Annotated in this window: 15 protein-coding genes; 9 read left to right on the top strand and 6 right to left on the bottom strand. The window is 52.6% G+C overall.

Features of this window, described 5'->3' with window-relative positions:
* Positions 1-2: 2 nt before the first annotated feature.
* On the top strand, positions 3-404 hold the full coding sequence (locus HG1285_RS08140) for a biopolymer transporter ExbD (RefSeq protein ID WP_008287748.1): 402 nt from the start codon (positions 3-5) through the stop codon (positions 402-404).
* 2 nt (positions 405-406) lie between these two features.
* A complete protein-coding gene (locus HG1285_RS08145; RefSeq protein ID WP_008287747.1) occupies positions 407-1126 on the top strand; it encodes a YdcF family protein in 720 nt (239 codons plus the stop codon).
* Here the strand turns inward: HG1285_RS08145 and proB are convergent.
* Both proB and HG1285_RS08155 read right to left on the bottom strand, forming a co-directional pair.
* On the bottom strand, positions 1120-2190 hold the full coding sequence (gene proB, locus HG1285_RS08150; protein WP_008287746.1) for a glutamate 5-kinase: 1071 nt from the start codon (positions 2188-2190) through the stop codon (positions 1120-1122). The genes HG1285_RS08145 and proB overlap by 7 nt on opposite strands.
* A complete protein-coding gene (locus tag HG1285_RS08155; RefSeq protein ID WP_008287745.1) occupies positions 2181-3254 on the bottom strand; it encodes a M20/M25/M40 family metallo-hydrolase in 1074 nt (357 codons plus the stop codon). The genes proB and HG1285_RS08155 overlap by 10 nt, the downstream gene beginning before the upstream one ends.
* 89 nt (positions 3255-3343) lie before the next feature.
* On the opposite strand from HG1285_RS08155, the gene HG1285_RS08160 reads away from it, so the two are divergent.
* From HG1285_RS08160 to HG1285_RS08175, 4 genes are read left to right on the top strand one after another with little or no spacing between them, the layout of a single operon-like run.
* Positions 3344-4732, top strand: coding sequence for a methyl-accepting chemotaxis protein (locus tag HG1285_RS08160; RefSeq protein ID WP_008287744.1), 1389 nt, complete (start codon positions 3344-3346; stop codon positions 4730-4732).
* Positions 4733-4751: 19 nt separating this feature from the next.
* Complete coding sequence (locus tag HG1285_RS08165; RefSeq protein ID WP_083793070.1) at positions 4752-6824, top strand: adenylate/guanylate cyclase domain-containing protein; 2073 nt, start codon at positions 4752-4754, stop codon at positions 6822-6824.
* Complete coding sequence (locus HG1285_RS08170; protein WP_008287742.1) at positions 6824-7588, top strand: 3',5'-cyclic-nucleotide phosphodiesterase; 765 nt, start codon at positions 6824-6826, stop codon at positions 7586-7588. The genes HG1285_RS08165 and HG1285_RS08170 overlap by 1 nt, the downstream gene beginning before the upstream one ends.
* Before the next feature lie 13 nt (positions 7589-7601).
* Positions 7602-8315 carry a cyclic nucleotide-binding domain-containing protein gene (locus HG1285_RS08175; protein ID WP_008287741.1) on the top strand — a complete coding sequence of 238 codons (714 nt, stop codon included), beginning with the start codon at positions 7602-7604 and terminating at the stop codon, positions 8313-8315.
* On the opposite strand, the gene HG1285_RS08180 is transcribed toward HG1285_RS08175, so the two are convergent.
* The 4 genes from HG1285_RS08180 to HG1285_RS08195 are packed head-to-tail and all read right to left on the bottom strand — an operon-like array spanning position 8260 to position 11855.
* Entirely contained in the window at positions 8260-8973 is a 714-nt protein-coding gene (locus HG1285_RS08180; RefSeq protein ID WP_008287740.1) for a TIGR01906 family membrane protein, read from the bottom strand. The genes HG1285_RS08175 and HG1285_RS08180 overlap by 56 nt on opposite strands.
* On the bottom strand, positions 8937-9653 hold the full coding sequence (gene bioW / locus HG1285_RS08185; protein ID WP_050777679.1) for a 6-carboxyhexanoate--CoA ligase: 717 nt from the start codon (positions 9651-9653) through the stop codon (positions 8937-8939). The genes HG1285_RS08180 and bioW overlap by 37 nt, the downstream gene beginning before the upstream one ends.
* Positions 9647-10642 carry an S-methyl-5-thioribose-1-phosphate isomerase gene (gene mtnA, locus HG1285_RS08190; protein ID WP_008287738.1) on the bottom strand — a complete coding sequence of 332 codons (996 nt, stop codon included), beginning with the start codon at positions 10640-10642 and terminating at the stop codon, positions 9647-9649. The genes bioW and mtnA overlap by 7 nt, the downstream gene beginning before the upstream one ends.
* Complete coding sequence (locus tag HG1285_RS08195; RefSeq protein WP_008287737.1) at positions 10632-11855, bottom strand: 2,3-bisphosphoglycerate-independent phosphoglycerate mutase; 1224 nt, start codon at positions 11853-11855, stop codon at positions 10632-10634. Before HG1285_RS08195 ends, mtnA begins: the two co-directional genes overlap by 11 nt.
* Before the next feature lie 65 nt (positions 11856-11920).
* Here HG1285_RS08195 and HG1285_RS08200 point away from each other — a divergent pair, with 65 nt between their 5' ends.
* From HG1285_RS08200 to HG1285_RS08210, 3 genes are read left to right on the top strand one after another with little or no spacing between them, the layout of a single operon-like run.
* Entirely contained in the window at positions 11921-12787 is an 867-nt protein-coding gene (locus tag HG1285_RS08200; RefSeq protein WP_008287736.1) for an outer membrane protein transport protein, read from the top strand.
* Positions 12747-12977: a hypothetical protein gene (locus tag HG1285_RS19700; protein ID WP_008287735.1), complete on the top strand. Its 231-nt coding sequence runs from the start codon at positions 12747-12749 to the stop codon at positions 12975-12977. The genes HG1285_RS08200 and HG1285_RS19700 overlap by 41 nt, the downstream gene beginning before the upstream one ends.
* Before the next feature lie 8 nt (positions 12978-12985).
* Positions 12986-14551: a fatty acid--CoA ligase gene (locus tag HG1285_RS08210; protein ID WP_008287734.1), complete on the top strand. Its 1566-nt coding sequence runs from the start codon at positions 12986-12988 to the stop codon at positions 14549-14551.
* Positions 14552-14555: the final 4 nt, after the last annotated feature.

Here is a 14555-nt window from a genome sequence, read left to right as displayed (position 1 = left end):
GTATGAACCTTAGAAAGAGAGCACGCCTCGGAGCGGACGAGAGAGCCTACATAGACGTCGTTCCCCTCGTGGACACGCTCCTTGCCGTCTTCCTCTTCCTTGCAGTCCTCGCCTTTCAATCTCCCCTGACCTTCATAGCCGTTAAGCTGCCCGAGGCTGAAAAGGGAGAGACCCAACGGATACGGGCGGCAAGGGTTCAGGTCTCAAAGAACGGAGCACTCTTACTTGAGGGTAAACCCACCGACCTTAAGACGGTGGAGAAGTTCCTCGCCGACAGAAAGCCAGCCTACCTGATAATAGAGGCTGACGAGGATGCCCGGCACAAGTTCGTCGTTTACGTCATGGACGCAGCCAAGAAGGCAGGCGTTGAGAACGTCATAATAGCAGTCCGTAAAAAGCGTTAAGTATGTTCTTCATAAAGAAGCTCATCTCCTACCTGATACTTCCCCCCGGCATATTCATCGCCCTCTTCCTTTTAATAGCGGTGCTCAGTAGAAAGAGGAAGTTGATATACGTACCCGCCTTGGCGGGTGCTCTCGCGCTGTACCTGATATCCGTTGAACCCTTTAAGGACGTCCTGTTCTATCCCCTGGAGAGTCCCTTTAAGACTCCGAAGCGCATAAGGGGCGACGTGATAGTGGTTCTCGGCGGGGGTGCTTACAACTCCGGCTACCTGAAGGCGAGCTCTTACAAGAGGCTGATCGCTGGCTTCCTGCTCCACCGCAGGACGGGAAAGCCTCTTATACTCTCTGGGGGGGCGGCGATAGGCGTTATCCCTGAAGCCAAAGTGATGAAGGAACTCCTCCTGGAGTTCGGCGTTGAGGAGAAGGACATATACGCAGACCTTAGGAGCAGGGATACGTACGAGAATGCCAAGTACGTGCGAAACATATGCGAAAAGATCGGATGCAGGAGCATAACTCTCGTAACCTCTGCCTTTCACATGAGGAGAGCCCTCATGGTCTTTAAGAAGACAGGTCTTGAGGTTCAACCCTACCCGACAGACCTTAAGTTTGAAGGTAGGTATAACCTGTACAGTGCGTTCCCGAAGTACAGCGTGTTTTATGACTCATCTATAGCCATAAGGGAGTATGTGGGCTTGCTCTTTTACAGCCTCTACTACTGAAATACGACGAGGTTATCCCTGTGGATGACCTCCTCCTTGGTGGTTCCGAGAACCTTCTTTACATCGTTACCCTTTAAGCCCTTTACCCTCTCAATCTCCTCCCTTGAGAAGTTCGCCCTACCCTTGGCGACGACTATGCCCTTAGGGTTCATCACGCTAACGACGTCTCCCCGGGAAAAGCTCCCCTCCGCCCTGACGACACCCGCCGGCAGTAAGCTTTTACCTCTCCTGAGGGCTTCAACCGCACCCTCATCAACGACCACTATGCCCTTGGGCTCTTCTATCATGGCTATGGTCTTCAGCTTCCTTCCGAGCCTCCTCTTTGATGGCTTGAACAGGGTTCCCTGCGTCTTAAGCTCCCTGAGCTTCACAAGGTCTTCCCCTTTACCCGTGATTATGACCGGTATGCCTATGGACACCGCAAGGCGTGTTGCTTCAAGCTTGCTCCTCATGCCCCCGCTCCCGAACTCGCTCCCGGTTCCCTTCACGAGGCTGAAGGCTTTCTCGGTGTCCTCAACCTCGTGTATGACCTTTCCCTTTTCGTCCAACAGTCCACCAGCAGTTGAGAGTATCACGAGGAGGTCTGCCCTGAGCATGTAGCTCACGTAAACGGACAGGAAGTCGTTGTCCCCGAATATCAGCTCGCTGACAGCCACCGTATCGTTTTCGTTCACCACGGGCACCACACCCAGCTCAAGGAGTTTCTCCATAGTGTTCCGGGCGTTGGCGAACCTGTCCTCGTTCCCTTTCCTGAAGACGTCGTTCGTCAGCAGAACCTGAGCCACGGTGAGTCCGTAGTTTGAAAACACCGTATCGTACAGGTGCATCAGGTATGCCTGACCTATGCCTGCGAGAGCCTGTCTGAAGGTCAGCTCCGTGGGCTTCTCACGGTACCCGAGCTTCTTAGCCCCGCATAGAACGGCACCCGAGGAGACGAGAAGGGCTTCGTCTCCCCTGTTCCTGAGCTCCTTTATAGACTCCGCGAGCTTGGCTATGAACCGGAGGTCTATGTCTCCCTGATGGGTCTGCAAGAGGTTTGAGCCCACCTTAAAAACTATGCGCATCTCAGAACCTCGAATAACTCCAGAAAGAAGAAGGTCATCTTCTCAAGCTCATCTTCACTTATGCTCTCCCTTTCGGTATGGCTGTCCTTCAGGCTTCCAAATCCAAAGACAACACATTCATACCCAGCCCTGTGGAAGTTTGCGGCGTCAGTCCAAGAGGGCATAGTGTCCAGTCTCGGCTCTCTCCCAACAGCTCTCCTGTAGGCTTCCTTCAGGGGGTCAAGCAGTCCGTTGCACCTGAACTCTATGAAGTCCTCAGCATCCTCAAGGGTGTATCTCACGTCGCAGGAGGTTCTCACCTCCTTGATAGATTCCCTTATGAGCTCTTCAACCTCTCCCCACCGTTCGCCCTGCCATAGCTTGACCTCGGCGAGGGCATAACACCTCTTTGGGACTAAGTAGTGCTCTTCACCACCCTTCAGGGTGAGTATGTTTACAGGTCTGGAGAGCTTATCCTCTATGCTTTCAAGAACTTTTATGCACACCTTTATAGGATTTTCGGTCTTCTCAAACTCGGCTCCGTGGACGCTCTCCCCCTCTACAACGAGGGAGAACTCAACAGCCCCGTTCTGGGCTACACAGAGAGCTCCGTGGGTGGGTTCAAGGACGAGGCAGAGCTTGTCTTTGCCGAGAACTTCCACCACCTTCTCCGAACCGAGGGCGGAGTTTGTTTCCTCATCAACCACAAAGGCGAGGGAGAGGGGTAGCTCCTCTTCTGGGTGCCTCTCCTTAAATAACTCCACAGCCGTGAGCAGGGCAGATAGGGCACCCTTGACGTCGCTCGCACCCCTGCCGTATATGCGACCTCCCACCTCCTTAGCCTCAAAGGCGTTTTCCATATCAATGGGTGGAACTGTATCAACGTGGCACGACACAACAAAGGGTGTATCGGAAGGGCATACGAGGTTGAACCTCCCCTCCGTAACCTCCTGCCTTACAACCGGAACTCCTACACCCCTGAGCCTACCCTCTATGAACTCTTGTATCTTTCCTTCCTCACCGGAGACGCTTCTTATAGCTATGAGCTCTCTGAGAAGCCCCTTCACCCTATCTCTCACTTCCATAGGAAATAGTTTAGTTTAGCCGCTGCCCCCGTGAGAGTCCTTTATTGAAGAATTTATAATAGTATTGTCAGCTTTCTGGAGGTTAGAGGATGCTCGGCTTAGGTAATGCGAAGAGGGAGTATGAAGAGTTGCTCAGGGCTAAGGAGTTGGAGTTAGCCTCTTTAAGGGCTGAGGTGGACAGGCTTAAGGGTGAGCTTGAAGCCGTCAAGAGGGATAAAGAGGATACCGAGGAGAGGCTCACAGCCCGGGTGAGAGAACTGGAGGAGAAACTGGAAACTTTGGAGCTCAAAAAGAAAGAGGAGACAGAAGCTCTCAGAGTGGAGAACGAAAGGTTAAGAGAAGAACTCAAGAAACTGGAGGAGAGCGTGTCCCAGCCCTGGTTCTACCTTGCGGGCATAAGCTACGTTCTCCCCAACGTGGCTGGCAAAATAGAGTCCCAGAACACGGAGATACAGCACACGAAGGAGATGGTTGAGATTTCCATGGATAAGTCCAGGGAGCTGGCTAACCTGATAGTAGAGCTGGACGAGCTTAACGAGAGCATGAGAAAGGCTATAGGCAAGAGCGAGGAGGAGCTTAAAAGGCTGGAGGGAGCCGTGGGAGACGTTAAGAAGGCGGGGAACGAGATATACGCCTTCTTGGAGAGAATAATAGAGGTATCCGAGCAGACTAACCTCCTCGCACTGAACGCTTCCATAGAGGCTGCGAGGGCGGGAGAGGCAGGCAGGGGCTTTGCGGTTGTTGCGGAGGAGGTAAGGAACCTTGCTGAGGGCACAGCCCAGATAGCCAAGAAAGTAAAGGGCGTTGTTGACCACATATCGGAGGTTATCCTCAGGGCTGAAGATGTGGCTGAGGGGGTAGTCCAGAGGTACGAGGAGATCTTTGAGAGGTACGGGGAGGTGGATAGATTTATGGGCAACCTCTCCGAGAAGGTGTCGGAGCAGATAGGAGACCTGCAGGAGCTTAGAAACAGGATAGCCCGTATCTCGGAGAGCTCCAGAGAGAACACGGAGCGTCTCCTTGACATAAGCGAGAAGGCGAACCTCTTTGAGAAGCTCAGGTTTGGACTTGAGCCCGTTGATGGAGAGCACAGGACTCTCTTTGACCTCCTGGGGCGTGTGTGGGAGCTTGTGTCCAGAAACGACCTTGAAGGTGCCAGAGAGTTCTTTACTAAAACGCTTATGGATTATGCGAGGACGCACCTTAGCCATGAGGAGGAGATACTGAAGAAGTACGGCTACCCGGGCTATCAGGAGCACACCAAGACCCACAACGCGATAATTGACGAACTCAGGAAGGTCGTGGACAGGGTGAGACACGGCGGTGTTGAAGAGCTTGAGAGGGGAACCGCCTTCGTGGTTGACTGGCTGCTGAACCACATAGACAAAGTTGACAGGGACTACTACGAGTTCTTCAGTAGGAAGGGTCTTGTGGAGAGGATAAACAGGGAGGAAAAGGCTTACAGTCTGGTTTCCTGATGGTTTATCTTTATTCTTAGTGCTTTACAGGTTGTTAGCCTTACTTATTGTGGGGGGAGTGGTCGCCCTCCTTTATACCTTAAGACCCGCTCCTCTGGAGCGGGTGGCTTTAAAGATTGAAGACACCAAGTTCTACGTGAGAAACGCCCTTGATAAGACGCCCGTGCCCTCAGAGAAGGTCGTCGTCGTTGCGATAGACGAGAAGAGTGTGAACGAACTGGGGAGGTGGCCCTGGAGCAGGAAGGTCTTGGCTCAGCTCGTTAGATCCCTTGCACCTGCAAAGGTCGTGGCTCTTGATATAGTCTTCTCAGAGCCGGAGGACAGAGAGAGCGACAGGGAGCTCGCGAAGAGCATAGAGGAGGCTGGGAATGTCGTCCTCGGTTTCTTCTTCCGTATAAGCTCAACCCAGCGTGAAGACCCTCTATCCCTGAGCCTGCTGCAGGACAGCGAGTTTCTCAGATACAAGCTGAAGTCTGACAGGGTGGGACTCTTAGACATACCCCATGTGGAACTGAGCCTACCCGAGTTCATGTCGGTGGCGCTCGCCTCGGGCTACCTAAACGCCGAGCCCGACGTTGACGCCGTTTACAGGAAGTACCCATTAGCCCATCTATTCAGAGGCGGAGTTTACCTGCCGCTGGCACTTCAGGCTCTGCGCTTTTACGAGGGCTCCGACCTGTACATGGAGCTCTCCGAAAGGGGGATTGAGAAGCTGACCTTCGCGGGAAAGGAGATACCCGTTTACGAAGGTCGCTTTCACAGGATAAACTTCTACGAGCCTGAGGAGCTGAGGGTTATCCCCGCTGTAGACCTTATAAAAGGCAGGATCTCTCCCTCGGAACTTAGGGGCAAGGCTGTCTTCGTGGGAGCCACCGAGATAGGTATATACGATGTCAGACCCACTCCAATAAACCCCGTTATGCCCGGTGTGTTCCTGCACGCCTTCACCTTCTCAAACGTTGAGGAGTCCCACTTCTTACTCGGCTCTCTTTATGCAGATATCCTCTCGGTAGTCCTCATGGCTGGAGTGCCGTTCTTAGCCCTGTTCCTGCGCAAGTTTTCCTCACGGTTGTCCATCTATGCGCTTGCCCTGTTCCTCTATCCTGTCCTCTCTTACATGCTGTTCTCCTACCTGAGTTTTGACCTCAACCTCTTCTACCCCTTCTTAGCCTTCTTCCTGTCCCTGTCCTCCCAGGAGGGTCTTAAGATAGTTACCGCCGAAAAGAACATAAGGGAGCTCAGGAGAGCCTTCAGCAGCTACGTGTCTCCCCAACTGCTGGAGATTATAACGAGGAACCCTGACAGGCTTAAGCTCGGGGGTGAGCGCAGGGAGATAACCGTTCTCTTCTCGGACATAAGGGGCTTCACCTCTCTCTCAGAGAAGATGAGACCCGAAGAGCTCGTTAACCTTCTCAACGAGTTCCTGACCCCTATGACGGAGATAATACTTTCTCAGGGAGGGACGCTGGATAAGTATATAGGGGATGCGATAATGGCTATATTCAACGCTCCCATAGATGTAGACAGGCACGCGGACAGGGCTTGCAACTCTGCCCTGGAGATGGTCAAGACCCTTGATGGTATTAATCACATCTTCAAGGAAAATTTCGGTGTTACCCTTGATATCGGGATAGGTATAAACACTGGGGAGGCTGTAGTGGGAAACATGGGCTCACGGCAGCGCTTTGATTACACGGCGATAGGGGACACAGTTAACCTCGCCTCCCGTCTGGAGGGTCTCAATAAGGTTTACGGCACGAGGATAATAATAAGTGAGAGCACGCAGAACAGCCTGTCGGAGGACTTTTTGACTAGAACCCTTGACGTGGTGGTTGTGAAGGGCAGGAGGGAGGCTGTCAGGATATACGAACTCATGGAGGACACAGAGGAGAACAGGGAAAAGAAGAAGAGCTTTGAGAGAGCCTTGGAGGAGTACTTTGCGGGAAACTTTGAGAGCGCCATGCTGCTCTTTGAAGAGGTCAGTATAAGGTTTGGCGACGAGGCGAGTGCCGTCTTCATGAAGAGGTGCAGAGAGATGATGGAGAACCCTCCAGAGGACTGGAAAGGTATATACATAGCGAGGGAGAAGTGATGGAGGTGAAGATACTCGGGGCTTACGGAGGTCGCTTCGGCGACCTGGGGACTACCTGCCTTCAGATCTCTGAGGACATACTCATAGATGCGGGTAACATAATGAAGGCGCTCGGGGGAGAGTGTCTGCAGATAAACAACATACTCCTAACCCACGCCCACTTAGACCACATAGTTGACATACCCTTCATGATAGATTACACCTTCAGGTTCAGGGAACAGCCTCTGAACATATACGGGCACAGGGAGACTATAGAAGCGGTCAAGGACTACATAATGAACTGGAATATATGGCCCGAGTTCAGCTCCATAAGGCTGATAAACTCTGGGGACTATGCGGTGAACTACTTTGAGCTACTCCCCGAGACGAGCTTTCACCTGAACGGTTTTGACGTATACGTTTTCCCGAGCAACCATACGGTTCCCACGCTGAGCTACGTGATAAAACAGAACGGGGTCGGCTTCCTGTTTACGGGAGACACCTACCGCAATCCCCGTGTGTGGGAGCTCGTGAACGGAGATCCCGAGATAAAGGTGCTAATAACGGAGGTTTCTTTCCCCAGCTACATGCACAACCTCGCTGAGGTTAGCAAACACCACACTCCCAAAACCCTCGCGGAGGAACTTGAGCACTTGAAGAGGGAGGATGTGGACGTATACGTGATGCACCTTAAGCCCAACTCCCTTGAAGAGCTCAAGGAGGAGATCAGGAGTACACTTCCCGCTGTAAAAATCTTGAGTGATGGCGATGCAATTATAATATAGACAGGAGGGAATCATGGAACCTACAAAGCTTACGGAAGAGCTGGTAAACCTTCTCAAGAACAGGGGCAAGCAGGAGTCTTACAGCCTGGGAGACGTCCTCATAGAGGAGGGAGAGGAGTCCGACAGGATTTTCATAATTGAGAAGGGCTTTGTGAACGTCACGAAGAAAGACCCTATGGGAAACGATGTGCTGATAGGTACTGCAGGACCAGGCTCCATACTTGGAGAGATGGGTGTGTTCATGGGCGTTGAGAGAACGGCCACCGTGAGAGCTGTGTCAGACCTGAAGGTAATAACCTTCGCAAAGGAGGAGTTCTTTGACGTCATAAGCAGCATTCCGGAGCTATCCTCCTTCCTGATAGGGATACTAACGAAGAGGCTCTACAACCTGAACAGGAGGCTCATAAACGCCATAAACTCAAAGCTGATGATAGTGATGGGCAACTACATAATTGATAAGCTCAGGGACAGCAGCTCTCAGGGTTTTGGCGACAGCGCCAAGATAAGCTTTGACCTCTCTACAGCCGCCCTTGAAACTGGACTTGACATAGAGAAGGTGGTGACCGCTCTGAACAACCTCGCCAAGGCTGGTGTGCTCCAGGACTACAAGCTGATAGAGGAGGTTAGGGAGTCTGAGACGGAAGGCGAGGAGAAGAGGACGGTCGCGGAGCTCAACGCAGACCCTCAGCAGATAAAGTCTTACCTGAAGACGATCTCCTATATCTGAGCAGGAGAATACCCGTCAGAAGGGATAGGAGGCACAGAACTCCCGCAGATACAACCACAAAGATAGTCCCGTCGTACCAGAACTTCATGGGGTATATCCTGAGCAGGGTGTCCGAGTACCTGAACCTCCAGGAGTAGGGGTCAAACACGTAGTTGTGAAAGAGCTCAAAGGCGAGTTCGTAGTTCGTTATTGAGAAGACCGCTGTCGCGGTGGTAAGGAACAGGGAGAACAGGGAGGCAGCGATCAGGGTCTTACCCATGAGCCTGAGGTCTCTCATGTAAACGAAGGCGAGGGAACACACCACCAACGACGCATATAGGAAGGGGAAGAAGAAGTCCAGAAATCTCTTCACATCCTCCATGTGCTTTATTTCCCTGCGGTTGAATGCCACGCTTCCGTCAGGCAGGGTAGCCCTCTTGAACTCCTCCATGCCTTCGTCAGAGAGAACAGCCCTCAGACCGAGCTTGGCGAGGTACTTTCTGTACTCGTCCTCCATGCCGTACCTGTCCTTAGGAAAGTCAGCCTTGGAGTACTCCCACTCTATAAACCACTCGTTGAAAGCTAAGCGTGTGGGCAGTCCGATGAACACGACGGGGCTGAGCAGCACCACGAGCAGCGAGGCTAACAGCCTATAAGGAACGCCTTTCCTTCCAGACATTCAACCACTTCCCTCACCTTCTCTCTCCTGATAAAGTATATACGACCTCCGAGTGGGTCTCCCTCTTCTTTGAGGGGGGTTATCCTGATGTACCCGAGCTTACCCGAGGCTACGTATCCAGTTACGTAGTCAGGGTCGTCGCTCCAGCAGAGCTCAGCCACCACGCCGCAATTTATGTTCTTGGTGGCTATGGCGAGGGCGTCCAGCGTCCTTTCTGTAAAACCTCTGCTCAGAAGCTCCCTCCTCACCGCGGAGCGGTCTTTCCAGTCCACTCTCACCGTCCTTATACCCCTTCTCTGGTCTGGCTCAAGCCTGTCTCCCCTCTCGGTGTCCAGCAGAACGGCGCCCCTCATGTTTCCCCCCTCTGGGTTTGCCCCCGAGGACAGGAGTTCAATTCCCAGACGGGCTACTTCTTCTGGCACTCCCGACTTTACGAGCATTGTGCGGGCGAACTTGCGAGCCTCCTCAACGGAACCGAATTCGTAAGAGCTGACCGGCAGGGGTTTCCCAAGGGTGTGAACTTCCTCTACCCTCTCCACGGTGATCTTTAGAAAGTCGTGCTTACCGGGTCTTCTTAGGAGCTCGCACAGGGTTCCGGTGAGCTCTTCCTCCCCCACCAGCCTCTCAGCCCCCGATACGTGTCTGCCGGAGAGGGAAGCCCTCATGCGGACGCTCAGGATAGGCATCTCTCTATCACTTCTCTTTCAACGGGTTTTATGATCCCCTTCTCCGTTATTATGGCGGTTACATTCTGGGCTGGCGTGACGTCAAAGGCTATGTGGAGGGCTGGGGTCTTCTCAGGGGCTATCGGTCTTCCCAGGCAGTTCTTCAGCTCCTCTTCACCCCTTTCCTCTATCGGTATGTCCTCCCCCTTCTCCGTTGAGAGGTCAAAGGTTGATGAAGGTGCAGCGACGTAGAAGGGAACTCCGTGCTCTTTAGCAAGAACCGAAAGGGCGTAAGTTCCTATCTTGTTTGCTACATCTCCGTTCGCCGTTATCCTGTCAGCCCCCACTATGACGAGGTCAACGAGTCCCTTCCTCATCAGAAAGCCGGCTGTAGAGTCTGTTATGAGTCTGTGGGGTATGTCTTCCTTCATGAGCTCCCAAGCTGTGAGGCGTGCACCCTGAAGGTATGGGCGTGTCTCGTCAACCCACACCTCTACTTTTTTCCCGGAGTGGTGTGCCGAGCGTATGACTCCCAAGGCTGTTCCCCAACCGGCAGTTGCCAGAGCTCCCGTATTGCAGTGGGTAAGTATCCTTGCCCCTTCCGGAACCAGCTCCATTCCGAGTTCACCTATCCGCCTGTTAGCCCTGTAGTCTTCCTCCTCTATACTCTTAGCTTCCTCCTCAAGGTCTCTTCCAGAGCTCAGCGCTGACATCATCCTGTCAAGCGCCCAGAAGAGGTTATAAGCTGTGGGTCTCGTGTTCTTCAGCGTATCGTAAACCCTGTCGGATTTCTCACCTGCCTTTATCCCCAGAAGGAAGCCGTAAGCAGCCACACAGCCTATGGCGGGAGCTCCCCTGACAGCCATGCCCTTTATCGCTTCTGCCACACCGATGTGGTCTCTCAGCTCAAGCCAGACCTCCTCTGACGGCAGCCTCCTCTGGTCAAGGAGTAGGAGGTGATCTCCTCTCCAGTAGAACGCTTTAACTTCCACTTCACGCTCCATACTTCTTAAGCCTGTGGGCATTTGCGAGGAGGAGGTTAATGATCTTCTTCGCGGGCAGTATGCCGAGCTCGCCCTTGAGGCACTCCCTCTCGGTAAACCTGCTGGACGTCCCGCCGAGAACATAGGGAGAGTGTATAAGCAGGGGAACGGGATGCCAAGAGTGCCCCTTCAGCAGAGAGGGTGTTGAGTGGTCTCCTGTTATGGCTACCACCTCCGGCTTTAGCTTCAGGAACTCGGGCAGATGGCGGTCAAATTCTTCTATGACGGAGACCTTTCCCTTCCAGTTTCCGTCCTCTCCGTAGGAGTCCGTCTTCTTAACGTGGACGAAGAAGAAGTCATACTCACTCCAGACTTTGCTGAGAGTGTCTATCTCGTCCTTTAGAGTGTTACCTTCAAACTCTATAAGCTCCATACCCACCAGACTGGCGAGCCCCTTGTACATAGGGTACACCGCTATGCAGCAGGGTCTTACTCCGAAGCGTTCTTCCATCGTCGGTATGTTGGGCTTTTGGGAGAAGCCTCTCAGCAGGAGGTAGTTTGCCTTCGGCTCGTCCTTCAAAATCTCAGCGACCTTATCTATAAATTTCTTGACTACCTCTGCTACCCTCTGGGCGTTGGGATTTCTTCCCCTGGGTTCTAAAGGCACCTTACCTACCTCCTGGGGGTCTGTATCCCCTATCTCATCACTGCCTTCGGGCAGTGGCTCTGGGAACCTCAAGACTATGGCTGTCCTGTGCTCCATACCCGGAGCCACTATCACTTCAACACCCTCTATCTCGCGTAGGTTCTCCTGTATCTTCTTTGTGATCCTTCTGTTCTCCTCGGTGGGTATCCTGCCCGCCCTCCTATCCTTAACTATGGGCTTACCGTCCACGTACTCCACTGTGGCGTAGTTGCCTCGTATGGCTACGTCCGTGTTCCTGACCTCAAGACCGAGCCCAAGAGCCTCCAGTATGCCACGCCCTATCCTGTACTCAAGGGGGTCGTACCCAAAGATACCGAGGTGTCCCGGTCCGCTTCCGGGAGTTATACCGTAGTCCACCGGTATGTGCATACCGAGGGCTGAGTCCTTTGCGAGGGCGTCAAGGTTGGGTGTGCTTGCGAGCTCAAGCTCCGTCCTGCCCTTATCAACGGGCAGACCACCTATGCCGTCCAGTACGAGGAGGAGGATCTTTGAGTCGTTCTTCTCAATCAGACCTTCCAGCGCATCCATAACTTTAGTATGCCATAGCTCTTCTTCGTTAAAATGTTCCTTAAAAGTCCAAGGAGGACGCGGAGATGAGAAGAGCTATATACGGAGGGCTGAGCTTTTCTATCCTTGCCGGAGCTGTGTTCGCCGGGGGATACAAGATACCCGAGCAGTCCCTGCGTTCAACGGGAACCGCTGGAGCCTACTTTTCCTCTGCAAACGCACCGGACGCTTCCTATTACAACCCTGCCAACATGAGCTTCATGAAGGACGGTTGGGGCTTAGAGGTTGGTATGAGATATATAACCCTTCCGAGCATAAAGTTCAGCGGAAGGGTTTTCAATCCTTTTCCATCACCAGGCAGTTTTACTTCAAACCAGAGCTTCTCTTCAGAAAAGGAAACCTTCTTCGTGCCCTACTTTCACTATGTAAGCCCCAGAGTTGGCGCTTTGAGGTTCGGACTGTCCTTCACAACGCCTGCGGGACTATCAAAAAGCTGGGAGGACAGCATAGCTCAGGCTTACGCGAAGACCTTTCTGCTTGAAGTTTACGAGGCGAGTCTGGCTGTCTCCTATGCGATAAGCGACGCTATATCGGTGGGAGGAGGTTTAAGAGGCGTTTACTCAAGGGGAGAGGTTGAGTATGCCCATCCCACTGGCGCCTACAGCGTTTCTATGAGCGGAAACACCGACGTAAAGCCCGGACTCTTTGCCTCAGTATCGTTCAAGCCGCTCAATAACCTCACCCTGTCAACTCTTTATAGAACTAAGGTTGACTTAAAGATAGATGGAAATGCAAATGGTCACATAGGATCATCCTTCTTCAATACCTCAGGCAAGGTTGAGATTCCACTCCCCGCCGAATGGAGACTGGGAGCATCTTACAGTCTGGGTGCCACTACCCTTGAGTTTACCTATGAGAGAACTTTCTGGTCTGAGAAAGACATTAGGCTTTGAACTCCCGGACTCCGACGGCTGGATATTCTCCCTCGGCAGCCTCTACAGACCGGAGCCTAAGGTGGAGATCGGCGTAGCCTACCTTCTCTTCCTGAAGAAGGACAGGAACGTTGACAACCAAACCATCAAGGGAGAGTTCAAGGACATCTCCGCCCACATGCTTACCCTCTCCGTTGGGTACGCCTTCTGAGGTAAGAGATGTCTTACAGGTTCAGGAACTTTTACGAATTTGTAGAGGAGAACGCGAAGCGTTTTTCAGGGAAACCCATACTTTTTGAGGAAAAGTTAAAGATAAAGTGGAAGGAGCTCAAGCACTACGTTGACTCCTTCTCAAGATACCTGGAGCTTATAGGGGTCAGGAAGGGGGATAACGTCGTGATCCTCATGTCCAACTCCAAGGAGTTCATAATAGCCTTCCTCGCCATAGGTAAGCTGGGAGCAGTTCCCGTTCCCCTGAACACCTTCCTCAAGAGGGCTGAGCTTGAGTACATACTCTCCGACTGCGAAGCGAAGCTCGTAGTTACTCAGGGTAAGTTTGCAGAGCTTCTGAACGGTATAGAGGAGAAGACGAAGGTTGAGAAGTTCGTGTGGGCGGAAGAGGCACCTGTTCTGAACGAAACCAACCTGAGCTTTGAGGAAGGGCTCACCATAGAGGATTACGAGCACCTGAAACCCCAGGCGGAGCTTGAAGACCTCGCCGTTATCCTCTACACCTCAGGCACAACGGGAAAGCCCAAGGGAGTAATGCTCACCTACAGAAACATATTCTCCAACATAGAAAACATCGTAAGGGTTTTTGAGATAACCCCCAAGGACAGATTCATAGTCTACCTGCCCATGTTCCACGCCTTCACCCTCACCGCCACGGTTCTTCTACCCCTCTACACCGCGAGCCCGATAGTTATAGTGAAGTCCATAATGCCCTTCTCCAACGTTATAAAGCAAACCCTCCTCAAGAGGGTTTCGGTCTTCATGGGTGTACCGGAGGTCTTCAACGCCCTTTCAAAGGCAAAGCTGCCCTGGTACTTCATGTGGTTCAACAGGATACGCTACTTCGTCTCGGGCGGCGCCCCACTTCCGCTGGACACCCTTGAGAGGATGAAAAGGAAGTTCAAGAGGGCTGTCCTTCTGGAGGGTTATGGTTTGAGCGAGTGCTCACCCGTGGTTTCTGTAAACCTGCCTTCCAAGCAGAAACCCCTCTCTGTGGGACCACCGCTGCCCGACTACGAGGTGAAGGTGGTTGATGAGGAGCTTATGGAACTGCCCAGGGGTGAGGTTGGGGAGATCATAGTTAGGGGGGACTGCGTCATGAAGGGCTACTACAAAAACCCCTACGAGACAGAGAACACCATAATCAACGGCTGGCTGAGGACTGGAGATCTGGGATACGTTGACGAGGACAACTTTATATACATAGTGGACAGGAAAAAAGACCTGATAATAACTAAGGGTATGAACGTCTATCCCCGGGAGGTGGAAGAAGTTCTCATGTCCCACCCCAAGGTGGAGCTGTGTGCGGTGGTGGGCAGGAAGGATGCCCACCACGGGGAAATCCCCGTTGCCTTTGTTAAGCCCTCCGAGGAGGGTGCAGACCTGAAAGAGGGAGAGCTGAGAACTTTCCTGAAGGACAAGCTCGCCAACTACAAGATACCCAAGCAGTTTATCTTCCTTGAAGACCTCCCCAAGAATGCTACGGGTAAGGTTCTTAAGAGAGTTCTGAGGGATAAACTCAATAGGGGCGAGTTTGATAAACGTTCGGACTGAAAAA

The sequence above is a fragment of the Hydrogenivirga sp. 128-5-R1-1 genome (genome assembly GCF_000171895.1).
This window is presented reverse-complemented; position numbering and strand designations above follow the sequence as displayed.

What these genes read in the sequence shown, in the direction of transcription:
- HG1285_RS08140 (WP_008287748.1), top strand. Translation starts at nt 3, where the DNA reads ATGAACCTTAGAAAGAGAGCACGCCTCGGAGCGGACGAGAGAGCCTAC.
- HG1285_RS08145 (WP_008287747.1), top strand. Translation starts at nt 407, where the DNA reads ATGTTCTTCATAAAGAAGCTCATCTCCTACCTGATACTTCCCCCCGGC.
- proB (WP_008287746.1), bottom strand. Translation starts at nt 2,190, where the DNA reads ATGCGCATAGTTTTTAAGGTGGGCTCAAACCTCTTGCAGACCCATCAG.
- HG1285_RS08155 (WP_008287745.1), bottom strand. Translation starts at nt 3,254, where the DNA reads ATGGAAGTGAGAGATAGGGTGAAGGGGCTTCTCAGAGAGCTCATAGCT.
- HG1285_RS08160 (WP_008287744.1), top strand. Translation starts at nt 3,344, where the DNA reads ATGCTCGGCTTAGGTAATGCGAAGAGGGAGTATGAAGAGTTGCTCAGG.
- HG1285_RS08170 (WP_008287742.1), top strand. Translation starts at nt 6,824, where the DNA reads ATGGAGGTGAAGATACTCGGGGCTTACGGAGGTCGCTTCGGCGACCTG.
- HG1285_RS08175 (WP_008287741.1), top strand. Translation starts at nt 7,602, where the DNA reads ATGGAACCTACAAAGCTTACGGAAGAGCTGGTAAACCTTCTCAAGAAC.
- HG1285_RS08180 (WP_008287740.1), bottom strand. Translation starts at nt 8,973, where the DNA reads ATGTCTGGAAGGAAAGGCGTTCCTTATAGGCTGTTAGCCTCGCTGCTC.
- mtnA (WP_008287738.1), bottom strand. Translation starts at nt 10,642, where the DNA reads ATGGAGCGTGAAGTGGAAGTTAAAGCGTTCTACTGGAGAGGAGATCAC.
- HG1285_RS08195 (WP_008287737.1), bottom strand. Translation starts at nt 11,855, where the DNA reads ATGGATGCGCTGGAAGGTCTGATTGAGAAGAACGACTCAAAGATCCTC.
- HG1285_RS08200 (WP_008287736.1), top strand. Translation starts at nt 11,921, where the DNA reads ATGAGAAGAGCTATATACGGAGGGCTGAGCTTTTCTATCCTTGCCGGA.
- HG1285_RS19700 (WP_008287735.1), top strand. Translation starts at nt 12,747, where the DNA reads ATGAGAGAACTTTCTGGTCTGAGAAAGACATTAGGCTTTGAACTCCCG.
- HG1285_RS08210 (WP_008287734.1), top strand. Translation starts at nt 12,986, where the DNA reads ATGTCTTACAGGTTCAGGAACTTTTACGAATTTGTAGAGGAGAACGCG.